Source organism: Marinobacter sp. MMG032, from assembly GCF_040112695.1.
In the GTDB taxonomy this organism is placed as follows: Bacteria; Pseudomonadota; Gammaproteobacteria; order Pseudomonadales; family Oleiphilaceae; genus Marinobacter; species Marinobacter salsuginis.
In genome coordinates, this window is sequence record NZ_CP157802.1 from 778,825 (window position 1) to 797,252 (window position 18,428).

19 protein-coding genes, 1 pseudogene and 2 riboswitches are annotated in these 18,428 nt (G+C 55.6%); of the genes and pseudogenes, 4 read left to right on the forward strand and 16 right to left on the reverse strand.

Going from position 1 to position 18,428, the window contains the following annotated elements; translation table 11 throughout:
- Window positions 1–29: 29 nt before the first annotated feature.
- Genes ABNF92_RS03510 through ABNF92_RS03520 form a run of 3 tightly spaced genes read right to left on the reverse strand, consistent with a single transcriptional unit; the run spans window position 30 to window position 5,755 of the window.
- Window positions 30–1,469, reverse strand: a complete 1,440-nt coding sequence (locus ABNF92_RS03510) for an efflux transporter outer membrane subunit (RefSeq protein WP_349343449.1) — start codon at window positions 1,467–1,469, stop codon at window positions 30–32.
- Window positions 1,469–4,594 carry an efflux RND transporter permease subunit gene (locus ABNF92_RS03515; RefSeq protein ID WP_349343450.1) on the reverse strand — a complete coding sequence of 1,042 codons (3,126 nt, stop codon included), beginning with the start codon at window positions 4,592–4,594 and terminating at the stop codon, window positions 1,469–1,471. The genes ABNF92_RS03510 and ABNF92_RS03515 overlap by 1 nt, the downstream gene beginning before the upstream one ends.
- 12 nt (window positions 4,595–4,606) lie before the next feature.
- Window positions 4,607–5,755 (reverse strand): efflux RND transporter periplasmic adaptor subunit, encoded by a 1,149-nt coding sequence (locus ABNF92_RS03520; RefSeq protein ID WP_349343451.1) that lies wholly within the window; start codon window positions 5,753–5,755, stop codon window positions 4,607–4,609.
- A 173-nt stretch (window positions 5,756–5,928) separates the two neighbouring features.
- Between ABNF92_RS03520 and ABNF92_RS03525 the strand changes: the two genes are divergently transcribed.
- Complete coding sequence (locus ABNF92_RS03525) at window positions 5,929–6,708, forward strand: IclR family transcriptional regulator (protein WP_349343452.1); 780 nt, start codon at window positions 5,929–5,931, stop codon at window positions 6,706–6,708.
- Window positions 6,709–6,732: 24 nt separating this feature from the next.
- Here ABNF92_RS03525 and ABNF92_RS03530 read toward each other — a convergent pair whose 3' ends face one another.
- From ABNF92_RS03530 to ABNF92_RS03555, 6 genes are all read right to left on the reverse strand, one after another.
- Complete coding sequence (locus ABNF92_RS03530) at window positions 6,733–7,761, reverse strand: lipid A deacylase LpxR family protein (protein ID WP_349343453.1); 1,029 nt, start codon at window positions 7,759–7,761, stop codon at window positions 6,733–6,735.
- Window positions 7,762–7,852: 91 nt separating this feature from the next.
- The gene (locus tag ABNF92_RS03535; protein WP_349344054.1) at window positions 7,853–8,452 is read right to left on the reverse strand and encodes a trimeric intracellular cation channel family protein; all 600 of its coding nucleotides are present in this window, start codon (window positions 8,450–8,452) and stop codon (window positions 7,853–7,855) included.
- Between the two features lie 40 nt (window positions 8,453–8,492).
- Window positions 8,493–8,591, reverse strand: a riboswitch (glycine riboswitch).
- Window positions 8,592–8,677, reverse strand: a riboswitch (glycine riboswitch). It abuts the riboswitch before it with no gap.
- Window positions 8,678–8,753: 76 nt separating this feature from the next.
- Window positions 8,754–9,275: a cytochrome b gene (locus ABNF92_RS03540; protein WP_349343454.1), complete on the reverse strand. Its 522-nt coding sequence runs from the start codon at window positions 9,273–9,275 to the stop codon at window positions 8,754–8,756.
- Between the two features lie 98 nt (window positions 9,276–9,373).
- Window positions 9,374–9,688 carry an SDR family oxidoreductase gene (locus ABNF92_RS03545; protein WP_349343455.1) on the reverse strand — a complete coding sequence of 105 codons (315 nt, stop codon included), beginning with the start codon at window positions 9,686–9,688 and terminating at the stop codon, window positions 9,374–9,376.
- 37 nt (window positions 9,689–9,725) lie between these two features.
- Window positions 9,726–9,884 (reverse strand): hypothetical protein, encoded by a 159-nt coding sequence (locus ABNF92_RS03550; RefSeq protein ID WP_349343456.1) that lies wholly within the window; start codon window positions 9,882–9,884, stop codon window positions 9,726–9,728.
- A gap of 37 nt (window positions 9,885–9,921) precedes the next feature.
- Window positions 9,922–11,084, reverse strand: a protein-coding gene (locus tag ABNF92_RS03555; protein WP_349343457.1) for an IS3 family transposase whose coding sequence is annotated in 2 segments (ribosomal slippage) — window positions 9,922–10,829 and window positions 10,829–11,084 — 1,164 coding nt in all. Because the reading frame shifts where the segments join, the coding sequence is not laid out codon by codon here.
- Window positions 11,085–11,160: 76 nt separating this feature from the next.
- Between ABNF92_RS03555 and ABNF92_RS03560 the strand changes: the two are divergent.
- A pseudogene (locus ABNF92_RS03560) lies at window positions 11,161–11,532 on the forward strand (aldehyde dehydrogenase family protein); the annotation flags it as partial.
- A 135-nt stretch (window positions 11,533–11,667) separates the two neighbouring features.
- On the opposite strand, the gene ABNF92_RS03565 reads toward ABNF92_RS03560, so the two are convergent.
- The 4 genes from ABNF92_RS03565 to ABNF92_RS03580 form a co-directional block, all read right to left on the reverse strand.
- Complete coding sequence (locus tag ABNF92_RS03565; protein WP_349343458.1) at window positions 11,668–11,802, reverse strand: hypothetical protein; 135 nt, start codon at window positions 11,800–11,802, stop codon at window positions 11,668–11,670.
- Between the two features lie 123 nt (window positions 11,803–11,925).
- Window positions 11,926–12,741 carry a class III extradiol ring-cleavage dioxygenase gene (locus tag ABNF92_RS03570; RefSeq protein ID WP_349343459.1) on the reverse strand — a complete coding sequence of 272 codons (816 nt, stop codon included), beginning with the start codon at window positions 12,739–12,741 and terminating at the stop codon, window positions 11,926–11,928.
- A 17-nt stretch (window positions 12,742–12,758) separates the two neighbouring features.
- Window positions 12,759–13,706: a glutathione S-transferase family protein gene (locus ABNF92_RS03575; RefSeq protein WP_008937855.1), complete on the reverse strand. Its 948-nt coding sequence runs from the start codon at window positions 13,704–13,706 to the stop codon at window positions 12,759–12,761.
- A gap of 3 nt (window positions 13,707–13,709) precedes the next feature.
- Window positions 13,710–14,153 carry a DoxX family protein gene (locus ABNF92_RS03580; protein WP_008937854.1) on the reverse strand — a complete coding sequence of 148 codons (444 nt, stop codon included), beginning with the start codon at window positions 14,151–14,153 and terminating at the stop codon, window positions 13,710–13,712.
- A gap of 162 nt (window positions 14,154–14,315) precedes the next feature.
- Between ABNF92_RS03580 and ABNF92_RS03585 the strand changes: the two genes are divergently transcribed.
- Window positions 14,316–15,224: a LysR family transcriptional regulator gene (locus ABNF92_RS03585; protein WP_008937853.1), complete on the forward strand. Its 909-nt coding sequence runs from the start codon at window positions 14,316–14,318 to the stop codon at window positions 15,222–15,224.
- A gap of 206 nt (window positions 15,225–15,430) precedes the next feature.
- Here the strand turns inward: ABNF92_RS03585 and ABNF92_RS03590 are convergent, their stop codons facing one another.
- The 3 genes from ABNF92_RS03590 to ABNF92_RS03600 are packed head-to-tail and all read right to left on the reverse strand — an operon-like array spanning window position 15,431 to window position 17,847.
- A complete protein-coding gene (locus ABNF92_RS03590) occupies window positions 15,431–16,387 on the reverse strand; it encodes a TraI domain-containing protein (RefSeq protein WP_008937852.1) in 957 nt (318 codons plus the stop codon).
- On the reverse strand, window positions 16,374–17,609 hold the full coding sequence (locus ABNF92_RS03595; protein WP_008937851.1) for a site-specific integrase: 1,236 nt from the start codon (window positions 17,607–17,609) through the stop codon (window positions 16,374–16,376). The genes ABNF92_RS03590 and ABNF92_RS03595 overlap by 14 nt, the downstream gene beginning before the upstream one ends.
- Window positions 17,602–17,847: a hypothetical protein gene (locus ABNF92_RS03600; protein ID WP_008937850.1), complete on the reverse strand. Its 246-nt coding sequence runs from the start codon at window positions 17,845–17,847 to the stop codon at window positions 17,602–17,604. Before ABNF92_RS03600 ends, ABNF92_RS03595 begins: the two co-directional genes overlap by 8 nt.
- Window positions 17,848–17,999: 152 nt before the next feature.
- Between ABNF92_RS03600 and ABNF92_RS03605 the strand changes: the two genes are divergently transcribed.
- Window positions 18,000–18,206, forward strand: coding sequence for a helix-turn-helix transcriptional regulator (locus tag ABNF92_RS03605; protein WP_008937849.1), 207 nt, complete (start codon window positions 18,000–18,002; stop codon window positions 18,204–18,206).
- The last annotated feature ends 222 nt before the right edge of the window (window positions 18,207–18,428 follow it).

Consider the following 18,428-nt stretch of genomic DNA (forward strand, 5'->3'; position numbering starts at 1 on the left):
AGGGTGCTTTTTCAAATTCGTAAGTCGGTTCATTGCGCTCTGCTTCTGTTCGCCAAAGCAGTCTCTGAGACCAAACCGCCACCTAACGATCGGAACAACTCAATCTCAGCGGATACCTGGTTGAAGCGGTCAGACAGAAGTTGCTGACGTGCAGAAAAGTGCTCGCGCTGGGCATCAAGAACGGCAAGGTAACTGGTTATCCCTGCGTCATAGCGGTTCCTGGCCAGTTGATTGTACTCATCCAAAGTGTTCACCAACGCCTGTTGCGCGTTCAATTGATCCCGAAGGGTGTCGCGGGCGGCCAGGCTGTCGGCCACCTCACGAAACGCCTGCTGAATAGCGCGACTGTACTCGGCGAGGCGAATCTTTTTGGTCGTCTCGGAAACCTCCAGGTTGGCCCTGTTTCGACCGCCCGTAAAAATTGGCAGATTGATTCGCGGCTCAAACAACCAGCTCCCACTGCCTCCTTCGAACAGCCCATTGAGCTCGCTACTGGCGGTGCCGGCACTCGCCGTCAGAGTAATGCTAGGAAAAAACGCGGCCCGGGCGGCTCCGATGTCTGCATAGGCGGCTTTTAACCTATGCTCCGCTTCCAGAATATCTGGTCGTTGTTTCAGTAAATCGGACGACAATCCCGCACCCAATGGCGCACTGTTCAACGGAAGGGATTCCGACAATGAACTCGTCATACCGTCCGGCAAGTTGTGGCCTGAGAAAAAGGCCAGCGCGTTAACCGCCTGCCGGGCAAGTCTGTCGAACTGCGCAACCTGGGTTCGTGCCTGGTGCACGAGCGTCTCTGCCTGAGTAAGTTCCAGGGCGGATGCCACATCACTGTCATATCGGCGTTGAATCAAGGCCAGGTTCTGTTCAAAGCTTTGCTGTGTCGCCCGGGCAAGTGCCAACTGTTTGCGGTTGGTGCGCCAGGAGAAATAGGTCTTAGCAACCTCGCTAATCAACGATGTCTGAAAGCTGCGTTTCGCCTGTGCAGTGGCCAGGTAATTCTCAAGCGCCGCCGCCGAGAGATTACGGGTCTTTGCAAAAAAGTCGATCTCATAACTGGTCAGACCTACGCTGGCGTCATAGCGTTCTGCAATTGCATCGGAACCTGAAGCAGAGAGATCGCCGGGAACCCGCTGCCGGGCGCCTCCAGCCCCGATCGACAAACCTGGATAGAGCGCGGAACGCTCGATCTGATACCTCGCTCTCAGAACCTCCACATTCAGAGCCGCAATCCGCATATCCTGATTGTTCTCCAACGAGGCCGAAATCAGCGCCTGCAATGTCGGATCCGGGAAAAATGCCTGCCAACTGAGGTCCAGGTTATGCAGCTCACCATTCAAGTCTCGCTCGCTAACATCCCAATGCGCCGGAACCGGTGGCTCCGGCTGCTGGTATTGAGGCGTCAGCGAACACCCTGCAAGCAGGACAGAACCCACAAACGCCAGCACGAGTCGGGTGGTGACAGTCATTATACTGCCCCCTTGATTGATTCCGCCTTTTTCCATCGTGCAGCAAGACCGGCAACCACAACGTAAAATACCGGGACGAAAAAGATGGCGAGGAACGTCGCGGCCAGGGTGCCACCCACCACGGCGGTGCCAATGGCGTGCTGGCTGGCGCTGGAAGCGCCGCTGGCGATGGCCATGGGCAGTACCCCGAAGATAAACGCCAGTGAGGTCATGATGATAGGCCGCAGGCGCAGTCGGGCCGCTTCAGCAGTAGCCTGCAAGAGCGGTTTGCCTTCCTGCTCGTATAACTGGCGGGCGAACTCCACGATCAGGATGGCGTTCTTGGCCGCCAGCCCCATGGTGGTCAGCATTCCCACCTGGAAGAACACGTCGTTGGACAGGCCCCGTGCCATAGTGGCGACCACCGCCCCGAGCACGCCCAGTGGCACCAGCATGATCACCGCGAATGGGATCGACCAGCTTTCATACAGCGCTGCCAGGCAGAGGAACACCACCAGGATCGACAGCGCGTACAGTACCATGGCCTGACTGCCCGCCTGTTTTTCTTCATAGGACAGACCGGTGTACTCCAGGCCAATGCCCTGGGGCAGGTTCGCAGCTATGTTTTCCAGCGCGGTCATTGCATCACCGGTACTGTAGCCGCGGGCGGGGGCGCCCTGAACCTGAACCGCGGGCAACCCCTGATAGCGCTGCAGACGGGGTGAACCATACACCCACTCACCGGTAGCGAAAGCCGCAAAAGGCACCATTTCGCCCTGGGTGTTACGCACAAACCATTTGTCGAAGTCCTCCGGCGCCAAGCGGGAATCCGACTGGCCCTGAACATAGACTTTCTTCACCCTGCCATTGTGCAGGAAGTCGTTGACGTAGCTGGAACCCCAGGCCGCGGACATGGTGGCGTTGATGTCGGCAATGGACACCTGCAATAGCCTGGCTTTCTCATCATCGATGATCACCTGATACTGGGGCTCGTCCGGCAAACCGTTGTGGCGCACCATATTTAACGCCGGCTCAGCATTGGCCTTGCTTACAAACTCGCCCATGGCGGCCATCAGGCCTTGATGGCCGATAGCCCCGTTATCCTTCAGGTAAAGATCAAAACCGGTGGCGTTACCCAGTTCCAGAATGGCCGGCGGCACAATCGGGAACACGATGGCGTCCTTGATCCGGGCAAATCGACCGCCAGCCCGATCCGCCAGCGCGAACACGCTCTGGGCGAAGGCTTCCCGGTCGCCAAAGGGCTTGAGATCAACGAACAAAATGCCAGAGTTCTGACCCCGTCCGGCAAAGTTGAAGCCCCGGACAGACATCACACTCTTGACCACCTCGGACTCTTCTTCCAACAGATAATTCCCGGCTTCTGCGAGCACGGCTTCGGTTCGCTCTGCGGTGGCGTTGGTGGGCAACTGCACCATCACAATCATCACGCCCTGGTCTTCGTCCGGAAGGAAAGCGGTAGGCAGCCCTTTGAACAGGAACCCGACGCCCAGAACCAGCAGCAGGTACACACCCATGAACCGGCCTTTGCGTTTAACAAGATAACTGACGCCGGACTTGTAACGGTCTGCGTTGCGGTCAAAGGTGCGGTTGAACCAGCCGAAAAAACCTTTTTTGGCATGATGGTCGCCAGGCTTGAGCAGGGTGGCACACAGGGCCGGGGTGAAGATAAACGCCACCAGCACCGAGAACGACATGGCAGAAATGATAGTGACGGAGAACTGCCGGTAGATGACCCCGGTAGACCCCCCGAAGAAGGCCATTGGAAGGAACACCGCTGAAATCACCAGGCCGATACCCAGCAGCGCACCGGCAATCTGATCCATGGATTTCTTGGCCGCCTCTTTGGGCGACAACCCTTCTTCCTCCATCAATCGCTCGACGTTTTCCACGACCACAATGGCGTCGTCCACCAGCAGGCCGATGGCCAGAACCATAGCGAACATTGTCATCACGTTGATGGTGAAACCGAACGCGTGGAGCACCCCGAAAGTGGCCAGCAATACCACCGGCACGGCCAGTGTCGGAATAATGGTGGCCCGCCAGCTCTGCAGGAACAGGAACATCACCAGGAACACCAAAACCACGGCTTCAACCAGGGTCATGGCTACCGTTTCAATGGAGGCGGATACCACCGGCGTGGTGTCGTACGGCAGAACAATTTCAACACCTTCCGGCAGGAAACGCTCCAGCTCGGCCAGGGTTTCTTTCACCCGGGTAGCGGTTTCCAGCTGATTGGCGCCGGTCGCCAGACGCAGGGCCATACCCGCTGCCGGCGCGCCGTTGTATTTGCCGGTGATGGCGTAATTTTCATTACCCAGGTTGATTTCAGCCACATCGGCCAGGCGCACCTGGGAACCATCGGGGCTCACTTTCAGCAGGATGTTCTCGAATTCTTTGGCGGTTTTCATGCGCTGCTTGCCAATGACGGTGGCCTGCAGCTGCACGCCCTCTGCGGCGGGCAATCCACCCAGTTGGCCAGCAGACACCTGCACGTTCTGGGCGCGCACCGAATTGATCACATCCTGTGGGGTCAGCTGGAAGCTGTTGAGCTTTTCCGGGTCCAGCCAGATGCGCATGGCGTACTGGGAGCCGAAAAGCAGAAAGTCGCCCACACCCTGGGTACGGGCAATCGGGTCCTGGATGTTGGACACAATGTAATCAGCCAGGTCGCCCTGAGTGTACTTGCCGTCCGGGCTGGTCAGTGCAAACACCGTGAAGAAGTTCACCTTGAACTTGGAAACCCGGATCCCCTGACGTTGCACTTCTTCCGGCAACAGCGGGTTGGCCAGTTGCAATTTGTTCTGCACCTGTACCTGGGCGATGTCTGGGTCGGTGCCCTGTTCGAAGGTGGCGATGATCTGCATGCTGCCATCCGAGTTACTCTCGGAGGAAATGTAGCGCAAGCCATCCAGGCCGTTGAGCTGCTGCTCGATGACCTGAACTACGGTGTCCTGAACGGTCTGAGCCGAGGCCCCGGGGTAAGTCACCGAGAGCGCGATGGCCGGCGGTGCAACATCCGGAAACTGGTTCACGGGTAATGTTTTCACCGCCAGGCCGCCACCAAGCATCAGCAGAATTGCAATAACCCAGGCGAAGATCGGGCGGTCTATGAAAAATCGAGGCATTGGACTGGCTCCTTACTTCGCCTGAGAGTCAAGATCGAGGCGCACCTCGACATTACTGGCCGGCGATACCCGCACGGGCACACCCGGTGCCAACCGCTGCACACCCTCCGTCACTAGCCGGTCTCCGGCTTCCAGACCCTCAGTGACCAGCCAGGTATTGCCAACCGTACGGCTGGTTTTGATTTCCCGGCGTTGCACCGTGTTTTCCTCTGTCACCAGCCACACCCCCGGAGCACCCCGCGTATCCCTGGACACCGCCTGCTGGGGAACCAGAATCGCATTCGGGCGCACACCCTCGTCCACCACGGCTCGAACAAACATGCCGGGAAGCAGTTTGCCGTCCGGATTGGAAAACTCTGCGCGCAGGGTGACCGAGCCAGTCCCCTCGTCCACCACAACTTCAGAGAACTTAAGAACCCCTTTGTGTCCGTACGCTTCGCCGTTCTCCAGAATCAGGGAAACTTCAACATCATCGTTGCCATTGGCTTCGATCAGCCCGGTTTCAACGGCCTTCTGAAGGTCCAGCAACTTGGTCACCGGCTGCACAATATCCACGTAGATCGGATCGAGTTGCGTAATCGTGGCCATCTCCTGCTGCTGGCCACTGGTCACCAACGCACCTTCACTGACCCGGGAGCGGCTGATCTTGCCTGGGATGGGCGCCTTGACCGAGGTATAGGCAAGGTTGATCTCTGCCGCCTGGTATTCAGCCCTCGCACTTCGCAGGGCTGCGAGGGCATCGTCATACTGCTGGCGACTGATGGAACGGCTGCCCACAAGGCTTTCGTAACGTTCGGCCAGATTGCGGGCATTGACCAGGTTGGCCTCGGCCCGGGCCAGGTCGGCCTGATAAGGCGCATCGTCAATGCGATAGAGCAGTTCATCCTTTCCAACCAACGTGCCTTCCACGAATAGGCGCTGCTCGATGATGCCATTGACCTGCGGACGCACCTCGGCAGTTCGCCAGGCCCGAGTTCTGCCCGGCAACTTTGATGTCAGCTGCAAGGGCTTTTCAGCAACCTCGTACACACCGACTTCAGGGGGCGGGCGCTGACCTTGGGCAACTGGATCCGGCTTGCTACACCCGGCCAGGAAGCCGATGGCGGCCAACAACAGCAAGAACAGCCAGGCGCGGCGGCAATGGAAAGGGGAGTCTGTCATCTTGTATCTCCGTAGTTATCAGACGCTGTACCGTATTGCGGTATAATACCCGCATTGCGATACAGTGATAATTTCGGAAAGTACTGCGCATCGGAATGCTCTGGTTCGGTTGACATGCTCTGGGCGGAGGGACTTAATGTCGTCAAACCAACGACTCGAGGGAACACATCTTGATGAGCAGAGCTTCGGAGCAAACGTCCTTTCCAGAACAACGATCCGGAATACAGGTCATTGCACGGGCAGCGGAAATCATGCGGGTTTTGGGTAACCACCCCGAGGGACTGAGCCTGGGTGAACTGGCTAATGCGGTAGAGCTGCCGCGATCAACCGTGCAGCGTATCGTAGGCGCACTGGAAACGGAGGGGTTTGCAGAGCATGGCGTTTCAGGAACCGGTTATCGGCTGGGCCCCGAACTGGGTCGCCTGCTCTACCACACGCGCATCGATGTGCTTTCGGTCGCTCGCCCTTTCCTCGAGGAACTCTCATCAAGTCTCCAGGAAACCGTGGTGTTCTGCGTGGGGGAACGAGACAGTGTTCTGGTTATTGATCGTATTGTTGCCGAACGGGAGCTGAGGGTTGTACCACAGATGGGGACCATCCGGGTCCCATTCCATTCAACCGCTCCTGGCAAGGCCTTGCTCGCCAACATGGAGGAAAAAGCGGTGGTCCGCTTGCTCGATCTGGCCGAGCAGCAAGGCACCCTATCGCCCTCGGCCCGAAAACAGCTGCTGGAAGAACTCGAGCAGGTCCGTGTGACCGGGATTGCCGAAGATCTGGAAACCTACCGGGAAGATGTCGCCGCGTACGCCACCGAGCTGGATACCTACCTCGGCCACTTCGCGATCACCGTTGTTGTTCCGGCCTCCAGGGCTCACAAGCACAGGAAGGATTACATGCGAGCGCTCGTGGACGCCAAGGCAGCAGTGGAGTCAAAGCTGGGTTTCACCGGCTGAGCGCATCAACGGTTGCAGGAGAGCCTAATAAACCCAGGTCAGAGACAGGGTTCCGAAGCTGAAACTGTCCTTGTTAGTCTCTTGCTCGCCGGTGGTCGCCCGGAATGTCAGGGCAGCCTGCACTGACTGCCATTGCCAGGTTGCACCGATACCAACCTGAGCCAGCAAAAGACTCTCTTCAAATTGGTATGGATCAGCGTTGTCTTCAAGGTAAGAATAAGGAACATATTCCAGGCCCATACCTATGAATACAGACCATCCCTGCCCTGAGCCATTTAACGCGGACGGCAGTCCAACGGTGCTGGAGGTTCCCGCGTAGTCGGGTACGAAGTTACCTGGCAGATATTGACCCGTTCGCCACACTCCGCCCACTCTTGCGTGAGAACGGAAACTGGATACCATGCCCGAACCAACCCAAGCCATCTCATGCTCCAAATCCCCTTTATTGCCACTTCGCCACAACTTCCGGGCATGGGTGGCTTGCAAGCCACCAACGACATCCGACCCTAACTGGTAATCCCAACCCCTGGGTTCTTCACTGCCTGTCAGTCTGTGCACCCATTTTTGCGAAGCTTCAGCTCCGCTTTCGGGACCAACCACACCGAGATGAGCGCCATAGCCAGTAATCGTGTCCGCATCCCAACTCCAGATAGTGCTGCTCAGAAAAAGGTAACCTGCGTAAGGGAGGTCATTTCGACTGGGTTTCTCGAGCGAAATGTCCGCTGGGGTGACCATGAATTGGCGAAGGCTGAAAGACACCGCCTGTTTCTGGTTTCCCGGATCGATCCCCGGTAACGCTTCGAAAAAACCTCCCGCAGCACGTGAAATATTTGCTGAGACCGCCTTTGTATCTTCCGATGGTGACGTTAAATACGCCAGGCGCACACCGTTGGTATACCCCTGATCCAATCCCAGAAGCAGGTCATTGTCCCAGGAAATATTGAAGGTATCTGCTTGGGCGTAACCAGTTTGTGCCGTATTCAAAAGCAATGCAGTCGCACAGGTCCATAAACGAACAAAATGAGCAGACATCAGATCTTCCGCCGTCAACATAATTTACAAGCTTCCTATCCTCTTTTCTTCCACAGCGAAAAGAAAGCCGTGATTTTCGTCGGAGACATTCAGAGGTCTTGAACGGCGGCTATCATTCCCAGCGGGTCTGCGAATAATTGAAAACCGGCAGCGACACCCGCCAACGAATGGCAACCATGCGAAGCAGTAAACCCACGCTGAACGCAGCAAGCAGCGTAATATTTTCGCTCAATCCCTGACCGAGTAACGCCAGGTAGAGCAAGGCCACAACCAGCGAAACGCTGGCGTACAATTCATGGCGCAATACCTGTGGAGTGCGGTTGCAGAGAATGTCTCGAATAATACCGCCGAAGATGCCAGTGGTGTTGCCGGACATCACCACCACGACCGTGTCGTATCCGAGGCTGAGCGCGACATTGCACCCGATAACGGTAAAGGCCACCAGGCCAATGGCATCCAGCACGAGAAATAGCTGATGAAGGTGTCGCATGAAGCGGGCGATCACGATAGTTATCAGCCCACCCGTAATAGTCATGTAGATATAGCGGGGGTGCTGGGTCCAGGTTACCGGAAAGTTGCCCAGAAGAATGTCCCTGACGGTTCCGCCACCGAGGGCAGTGAAAAAAGCGATTACAGCCACCCCGAACAGATCCATGTTCCTTCTCCCGGCGGTGAGGGCTCCGGACATGGCTTCAGCGGTAATGGCAATCATATAGATAGAGATCAGCACACAGGACTCCTGAGTTTCTGTGGCCTCTCCCCCTGTCCCTGATACCTGAGAGTTTACAGAGCCTAGCTCTGCTTGCCCCTTCGGTGGACCGCGGTGGCAGTCGCTCTCCAGACGGCGTTAGATGATGCTCGCAGTACCTGTGCCTGAGCGTTTATGGGAGTTTGCGCCTTCGGCGGGGCCAGCGGCCCACTCTCCTGCGAGGTCGCCATTATAAAGAGATAGGAAGCTAACGTCGAGCGGGACAGCCGTTCGCTGTCGTTCCCACGCGGGGTTCAGAACCCCGCTACAACATTCTGGTAAGCGTGTCGTCACGCTTGATGAAATGATGAATCAGGGCCATTCCGATGTGGCCGATGATCAGTACGGTCAATGCCCAGGCCAGTGGGCTATGGACGCTTCCCAGGGCTGAGGCCAAGACTATCTCCTCACCCTCCGACACCAGCTGCAACCCGAAAGCGTTAATGCCATGACCGCCACCCAGCATGACCATCATTCCGCTGAGGGGCATCAGCAGCATGCCCGCGTAAAGCAATCCATGCCCTGCTTTGACCAGCACTGCAATCTCGGGATCCTGTTCCGGGCGATGTTGGCGTTGGCTAACTGCCCAGAGCAGTCGTGCGGCGATAAACACGAGCAACAATGAACCGATGGAGATGTGCCAGGGGACCAGCGTCTGGCCAACCCAATGCTCGCCGTCCGCAATACGATCACCAAACTTCAACAACTGCCAGCCAATCAGCACCGCCATCAGCCAATGCAACGTTTTACTCAAGGCACCGTAACGGTCCTTCGAATCTCCAAGCATAGGGATCTCCTTTCGTTCGCAGATGTTTGACCAGTTTAGCAGGTGGCCCTGACATGCCCGAGTCAACCCTTCTCGGCTCTCCGCCTGATAATGCTCAATCAGGCGATGCTCTCGACAATGCCGCCCTCTACCCTCAGAGCCGAGCCGGTCGTGGCGCTGGCCTGGGGCGATGCTGCGTAGACACACAGGCTTGCCACCTCTTCAGGATCAGCGAACCGCTTGATAAGCGATGAGGGACGATTTTCATCGAGAAACAGTCGTTCCATCTGCTCGACCGTAACCCCACGTTCCGCTGCCAGATTCGCCATCATTTTTAGAGCGCCTTCGGTACGTGTCGGGCCAGGCAGGATTGTGTTCACCGTCACGCCACTGCCAGCCAGAACTTTGGCCAGGCCTCGCGGAACACCCTGCATGTCCGCCAGCTTTGTCTGGCCTAACTAATTGGAGGCCCTAATGAAAAGTCCGCATTGCAGCCCTATTTTTCCCAGACCGTTTCGCGAGGTACATGGTTTCGTCAGCTACCACCAGGGCTTTATCAACTCGACCGGGTGTTTCATTGAAGGACACCACGCCAAGTGAAAACGTCACCGGCCAGTCATTCTTCTTCATCTTAGTCTCCAGGGTCTCGACCAGGCGCGTGTAGTGGTCAACTAATTCCGGACAGTATTTTAAGGTTTTCCTCAGCAGCAACGGGCGAAATGCCGTCGTTAAATGTGTGAGGTCGCTGTCGGTTGTAGTAATCCATCAGATAGCCGCCAACATCTTTCTTTGCCTCAGGTAGATTTCGATATCCCAAGGCTGGTACCCACTCAGTTTTCAGACTTCGGAACAGCCTCTCCATTGGTGCGTTATCCCAACAGTTGCCGCGACGGCTCATGCTTTGAGTCATCCGGTAGCGCCAGAGTCTCTGACGGAACTTACGGCTGGCATACTGGCTTCCTTGGTCTGAATGGAACATGACTTTTTCGGGTTGACCACGCTGTTCCCAGGCATGGTCCAGAGCTTTTACAACCAGGTCCGCATCCGGGCTAGATGACATCGCCCAACCAACAACGCGGCGGGCGAACAGATCCAGTGCGACCGCCAGATAACTCCACCGCTGGCCGCTCCAGATGTAAGTGATGTCACCACACCAGACCTGATCGGGCCGGTCTACCGCAAATTCACGAGCCAGGTGGTTCGGGATATCGGGGCGCTCAACGGTGGCCTGCTTGTAAGCGTGAGGGCCGGGTTGTTTGCAGATCAGTCCCAGTTCGGCCATCAGGCGTCGAACCTTGAAGCGACCAACGACGACACCCTCTTCGCTGAGCAAGCCTTTAATTGTCCGGCTGCCGGCCGAACTTCGGCTCTTGGTAAACAGGCGGTTTACCTGAGCCTTCAGGGCCAGACGCTCGACATCCACGTGGTTCCGCCGTTGGCGGTATTCGTAGTAACTGGAACGACTGATATCGAGCGCATTACAGACCATTTCAACAGGCATTCGCTCACTCAACTGGTCTATCAGCGCGTACGATTCATGTCGTCCGACATCAAGAGAGCGGTAGCCTTTTTTAGTATGTCTTTCTCCTGCTCAAGGCGTTTACAGCGGGCTTCCAGCTCCTGAATCCGGCGCTGTTCCGGGGTTAAGGCCTTACCCTTCGGGGTAACGCCCTCACGCTCATCCGTCAGCTGTTGAACCCAGCGCCTCAGAGCGCTTTCTACCACACCCAGCGACATACTTGCCTGGGCGATGGTGTAACCTTGATCCAGCACCAGGCTGGCTGCTTCCTGCTTGAACTCAGGAGTAAAGGAACGTCGTTTTCTGGTCATCAGACACCTCGTTTATGGTGGCAACCTTACCACCTACGTTGGTGTCCGGAATCATTGAACCACTACAACCGCCTGCATGACGATCTATGAGCAGGAAATCTTCGGGCCGGTGCTATGCGTCATGGAAGCCGCGTCCATGGATGAAGCCATTGACATTATCAATGCCAATCCGCATGGAAACGGCACCGCAATCTTCACGCGTTCAGGTGCAGCAGCCCAGCGCTTCCAGGAAGACATCGACGTGGGACAGGTCGGTATTAACGTACCCATTCCGGTTCCTGTTCCTCTGTTCTCATTCAGCGGCTCGCGCGGCTCCAAGCTGGGTGACCTGGGTCCCTACGGCAAGCAGGTCATAACGTTCTACACCCAAACCAAAACAGTCACGTCCCGATGGTTTGAGGAAGACGTCGAGGCTGACGCTGTCAACACGACGATCACCCTGAAATAGAAGATCCTGTTTCGGGAGTTGGGTCTTACCCTTACCTTGGGATAAGGCCCTTTTTTATAGCAATGCTTCCTTTTTGTCCGTTAATTGACCGTTTCGGGCTGTTCAGACCTTTACAGACCAGGCATTGACAGAGGCTCAGATCGGATGGGCTTTTGGTGGCAATTCCTTGAGGTCGTAATACCAGTGCGGCCCCAGTGCAATGGCGTCGCCGATGAAAGCGCCCATTATTGAACCTACGGCGCGATCTTTGATTTCCGCAGGACTGATCATGATTCCTCCTTCGACTGCAGCTTTGGTTTATCAAAACCACCCTTTCTCACAAGATCCACGGATATTTTGCCGATATCAGGCGGTTTTACGTGCCTTAAACACGAAACGTCCACGCCTGGTGCTTTAACCGAGCCTCTCTATTCGCCAATAAAACATCCCTGATTTCTTACCGAGAATAGTTGCCGAGATATGAGCGTCGCTCGCCTTATTCGCTAGGCCATAGCAGACATGCAAAGGCAGAAGGTGCTCTTCCCGGGGATGGCAGAACCGGGCATGGGGGGCAAGGTCCCAATGAGCCAGGCGCTCTGCCCGCTCCGATTCCGGCATTGAGTTATCGGCACACGTCTCCTCCAGCCAGTCCTCAAACGCCTGGTTGCGAGCCTGAACCTCCGACGTATTGGCGGAGAAAAACGCCCGCATGTTATGGAATGAGAAGCCCGAGCCAATCACCAGCAGGTTGTCGTAGTCCACTGCCTGCAGTGCCTTGCCAATAGCCAGGTGAGTACTGGCATCCAGACTGTTTACCAGGGACAACTGAATGCATGGAATATCCGCCGCCGGATACATCAGCTTGAGCGGCACGAACAGGCCATGATCAAACCCCCTTTGGTCGTCAAGGCGCGCCCGGATCCCCGCCTGATCCAGCGCCTGGTATATCTGACACGCCAGTTTCGGTTCCCCGGGACAGGGATACTGGATATTGTAGGCCTCCGGTGGGAAGCCAGAGTAATCATAGATGAGCGGAGGTCTGGCGCTGGAGGTGATCGTCGGCACCGACGCCTCCCAGTGCGCGCTAACAACAAGTATCGCGGAGGGTTTGCGAAGCTTACCGGCAACCTCCGTTAACCGCGCCACCATTTCTCGGTGTCCCGGATCCCCCAGGAGTGGCATTGGCCCGCCCCCATGGGAGATAAACAGCACATCGGTTTCAGTGTTCATGGCGATCACTCCTGTGCTCAGAGTTCTCCCGGCCCTGCCGGAACAATGCCACTTGGGTTCAAAGCCTTGATGGAATAGTAGCCGGCCTTGATATGTTCAAGGTTTACTGTATTTGCAATGCCGTCGAGCGCCAATATGCGGTGCATGTAGTCGTGCAGACGCGGCATGGCTCTCAGGGTATTCCGGTTGCACTTGAACAGGCTGTGATAGGCCGCATCAAAGCGCACCAGGGTCACGAACAAGCGTATATCGGTTTCGGTCAGCTGGTCACCAAACAGATAAACGCGCCCGTCGGCCAGCCGCGAATCCACTTCGTCCAGAGCAGCAAACACCTTGTTGTAGGCTTCGTCGTAAGCCGCCTGGCTGGACGCAAAGCCGGCCTGATACACCCCGTTGTTCAGGTCTGTGTACAAATACTCGTTGAGACTGTCGATTTCGCCTGACAGCGATTCCGGGTACAAATTCGGCCCTTCATTAACAATCCCTGCGAAGGCACTGTTCAGCATCCGCAGAATATCCGCGGACTCGTTATTGACGATAGTGCCTGTGTGTTTGTCCCAGAGGACCGGCACAGTAGCACGACCCGAAATTTGAGGATCCGCCCGGGTGTATAGCTCATGCATATAGCGAGCACCGTTAAGCGCGTCCTCATCCGCACCCGGATAGCCGCCGAACTGCCAGCCCTGATCAGTCAGCCGGGGATCGACAACAGTCACGCCAATCACGTCTTTCAGCCCTTTCAGCTCGCGAGCCATCAATGCTCGCGAAGCCCAGGGGCAAATATAGGCCACATACAGGTGATAACGTCCTTGTTCCGCCTTGAAGCCTCCTACCCCGGTCGGTCCCGGGGCGCCATCCGGCGTGATCCAGTTGCGAAAGGGCGAGGTCTGGCGGATAAAGCGCCCTTCCTCATCTTTGGCCTGGACAGGCTGCCAGTTTTCTTTCCAGACTCCGTTTACCAGCATGGTTCAGCCCTCTCTCTGAAACAGGTTATCCAGCGCAAACCGGCCACCGCCCTGAATCACCAGCGCCAGAGTGACGACAAACAGGGTAAGGGCATACTCGTAACCGTTATTGGACATGAACAGGCCGTTTCCGATGTGGACAGCAAATATGGCCACCAGCATGGTGAAGGCCGCGATCACAGCCGCAGGGCGTGTCAGCAGACCAAGCACCAGCGCTAGGCCGCCAAAGAACTCGGCACTGCCGGCCAGTAACGCCATCAGGTAACCCGGCTCCAGTCCAATACTTGCCAGCCATTGCCCGGTGCCTTCCAGTCCATAACCGCCAAACCAGCCAAAGAGCTTCTGAGCGCCGTGGGCGGCGAGGATCAGGCCAACCGGCACCCGTAGAACCAGTGCGGCAAACCCGCCGTTGGATTGAAATAATGCCTGTACAAATTGATTGTTCATGATCGCCACCTCGAATCTTTCTCTCGTTAGTTGAGCCCGAAGCTTATGCTTCAAGTGATGTGACCACTTTACTATCACCAAATCGAAAGACTAAGATGGCTATTGTTGCTTTATTATCAACAAAACGTTGTTAAAAAAGGATGTACTCCGCAGGATAAGCCAATGGATCGAATTGAAGCCATGCGTGCCTTTGTGACCGTGGTCAGTGAAGGCACCTTCACCCGCGCCGCGGAACGGCTGAAGATATCGCCACAGCTGGTCAGCAAGTACGTTTCGCAGCTTGAAACACACTTAGGGGTGCGGCTGCTTAATCGCACCACTCGGAGAATTCACCTGACGGAAGCCGGCACTCATTATCATCAACGCGCCCAACAGGTACTCAACGACATTGATGACATGGAGAATCAGCTCGGTAATCTGCAAGCCGAGGCTCAGGGCCTGTTACGCATAAGTGCACCGGTCTCGTTTGCCATTCGCCATATGGCCCCTCTGCTGAGTGAATTCCAAAAAAAGCACCCCGCCGTCGGCATTGATCTGCAACTGAACGACCGGAAAGTCGACATTCTGGAAGAAGGTTTCGATATTGCGCTGAGAATTGGCCACCTCAAGAGCTCCTCACTGATTGCGAAACGACTGGCTCCGGTACGACTGGTTCTTTGCGCGTCTCCTGCCTACCTTGAGCAATACGGCACCCCCCGGCGACCGGAAGATCTGAGAGAGCACAAGTATCTGCGTTACAGTTATATGAACATGGATCCCGGCCATTCGCTGCAGAAATGGCTTCAGGATAGTAGTCGCGAAAACACAAGAGGGATGATCAGCAACAACGGCGATGTGCTTATAGAAGCGGCTATTGCCGGGACCGGAATTGCCTTACAACCCACCTTCATTGCCGGCTCTGCAGTAAAGGAAGGCAAGTTGAAGGTCATTCTGCCCGAACATGAGCCGGAGCCTATGGCGCTCTACGCGGTGTACGCACATCGCCAATTGTTGGCGAGCAAGGTTCGGAGCTTTATTGACTTTATCGATGGCTTTTTTGGCGAGCCGCCCTACTGGGACAGGTTTGAATAGCTGCATCATCGATAGGCCAAGTCAGCCCAACAAATGGATAGCCCCGGTCTCTATTGCTCTGGCTTACGAGTCACCGAGGCCAGGCAGCTAATAAGGCGAGGCGCCAAATCATCAGAAAACGACAGCTTGTATTACGATGCTGTCGTTCCCGAATAGAGTCAGAAAGGGGTGAGGCAAGTAATGACTCAACCCTTTCGATTTCATTCTTATCGCCACCCTGCATCAAACGATGGTATCCAGTAGACATTCTGCCCCAGACGACCGAATCCCTGAGCCTCTCGACGCCGAAACGCCTGGTACTGGTTGTTCACCATGGCACTCTGTCCGTCGGCATCCCGAACATAGCGAGCGAGGGTCATTGCGGCAGGCACTCCGTAACGAGCTCCCGGAGAAGCGCAGGTCCAAATATGGCGCAAGGCTAATGCAGCATCCGGATCAACTTTGTCCAGATACGCCAGCCCGGGCGCGCAGGCCTCCAGGGTCAGATCACCGTGACCACAAAGGCGAGCAGCAGCAGTAGACCGACCATTGAGATCAAAGGTGTAGGTTTTGCCAATATCATGGAGGAGTCCGGCCACAAAACCGATTTCCTGCATGCCTCTCGCCATCTGCGGTTCATTCATATGCACCATGTTGAGAACGCCTTTGGCGACTTCCAGCGAATGCACCAGTAGTCCACCGGGATAGTTATGGTGGTAGTTCTTGCTGGCCGGGGCTTTTAGGAAGATTTCTAGGCGGTCCCGACGCTCCAGCACACGCTTGACAAACATCTGCAGCGACTCGCACCGCAGGGAGCGCACTGCATCAATCAGTTGGTCGAGCGAGTCCGGCTTTGGACAAAACAGCCGCGGCAACGTTTGCAGCGCCGGCAGACGAGCCACATCGGTCGGAAGCGGCCGACGGATGTCCGTCAACAGGATGGCGCCCTCCTCCTGACCAACGCAACCCTGCCCTTTGACCACGACCAGTTCCATATGACCCAAGCGCTCTGGGATGGGAATGGAGTCGATCACTGCCAGCACCACACAATCATGAACACAGCTGCTCAGGCGCAATTTCAGATAGGGAATGCCCTCATCGTCAAAACACGCTACCCGTCCAGTCAGCCGGTAAGCGCCGCTGAAGGTTTCCTTCAGAATTGGGCGAAGCTCATTCAGTTTCATTGTCCACCTCCTGGTTGGCGGTTACACGGCTTTGGATCAAACGCTCAAAGGCGCTGCCATCCATACGGGTCACATTCGGAATAAAGCGGGAGTACACTTTGAAAAGCATCTCGGTGGAGGAGTGGCCCAACACCCGAGCTACCCATTCTGGGTTTTCTCCAGATGCCAACAGCAACGTGGCTGCGGTATGCCGTGTCTGATAAGGCCGCCGCTTTTTCAAGTTCAGAGCTTGAAGCAAGGGGTACCAGACGCGCTTGGTCACGTTGTTGTGATCAAGCGGCTCACCGAGACGATTGCAAAATACGAACTTGCTCAGTTTGCCGGTTGCCGCGTGCTGTGCCTTGAGTGCGTCATAAACCGGGCCAAACATAGGGATTTCCCGCTGGGAGCCATCGGTTTTGGTGTATTCGGTCTTACCATTGATCAGCGTCTCGCGAACAAGAATCTCGCGCTTCTCAAAATCCACGTGCTCCCACTTCAAGCCATCGATTTCGCCGGTGCGCATGCCCGTGAAGAAGCGGACTTGATAGTAGTTGCGGTAGTCCTCCCGCACGTACTTGGTGATTTTATCTACCTCATCCATCGAGAAGGGTTCGATCTGGACCTTTTTCAGCTTCAGCGGCTTGATGTTGCGATAGGGATTGGCAAAGTCGTAGCGCTCGGCCCCCTCTGTCAGAATCATACGTAGGATCGCCATGTGGCTATTAATGCTTTTGGGGGCCATTTGGGCATTGCCTCCCCTGCCCTTACGGGCCCCCAGCTTGTTGCGCGCGGCCAGGATGTGCGATTTGGTGATCTCGGTCAGGCGCTTGTTTTTGAACGCCGGCTTAAGGGAGCTTTCAAGAATGGACTCAACATTGCGCAGATGAGAAGCGCGCCATTGGATCTTGTTCTCTTGGAGCCACAGATCGGCGAAATCAGGGAACAGCGGCGACTGATCGGTTTCCTGATCCGGATCAGCCATTACATTTGAAGCCCGGCTGCTTCCAGAAAGCGCCCCTGCCTTGGCCAGTTTTTTCAGGTTCTTGCTGCCCGGGAAGAATTCAGCGTAATCGAATTCACCCAGGAGAATTTTGGCCTCAACTTTCTGAAGAAGTGCTTCGCACTTTTTACGGTTGGCCGGCGTATCCGGCAGCGCGGTCTGTTCCCTGCACCGCAGCCCCTCGAACATAAAATCCAGATAAAGCTTGCCGGTCTCCTTACGCTCTCTCACCTTACCCATGACATACCGCTCCGCTTGCCATGGGAATTGACAGGTGTTCGTGCTCACGAGCACTGACCAGCATTTCCTTTTCAACTTCTTCCCAGAGAAAGAGAATTTTCCGTCGGCCAAAAGGCTTGATGTAATGCTTGCCCTCCAGCAGTACCGTGTCTTTAAGACATTGACGAATTGTGCGGCAGTCATATTTGATGCGGCCAGCCAGCTCTTCAGTGGTCAGGTAGGTGTAGGAATTTTCCATCGAAATTTTCCTTCTGTTGCGCTACGCTAAATCAACAAAAGACATTCTCCATATCAGAATGCCATCCTAAATGACATTTTAAGCAACAAAAGTACATTTGCAAGCATTTTTTGCCATTCTGGATGACATTTTTTAATTAAGGATGATCAGAAATGGTTCGATGCCATCTCGCTCGGCTGATGGGCGAGCGAAAAATGAAGATCGTGGACGTAGCCAGAGAGACGGGTCTTAACAGGAATACCGTAACCCTGCTCTACAAAGAAACAGCGCAAAGGATAGACCTGGAAGCCATTGAGAAACTCTGCCGATTATTTGAATGTGAGGTGGGAGACCTGCTCGAGTTGCAAGAAGATCATTGAGCAGATGGGATGGTTAAAGGACCACTCTCATTAAGTCATCATATTTTGCCGCAGTTTTGCTCCATCGCTTGACCCGTCGCGGACCACCTGTAAACATCCCTGTTTCAGTTGCACCGCTGATTAGAGTTTTCCACCCGTTGGTGCTCCATCTTCAACAGTAGAAAAAATCGATAGCGTCAAAATCCAGCATTCGTTCCATTGCCCATAACGAATCGCAGGTCC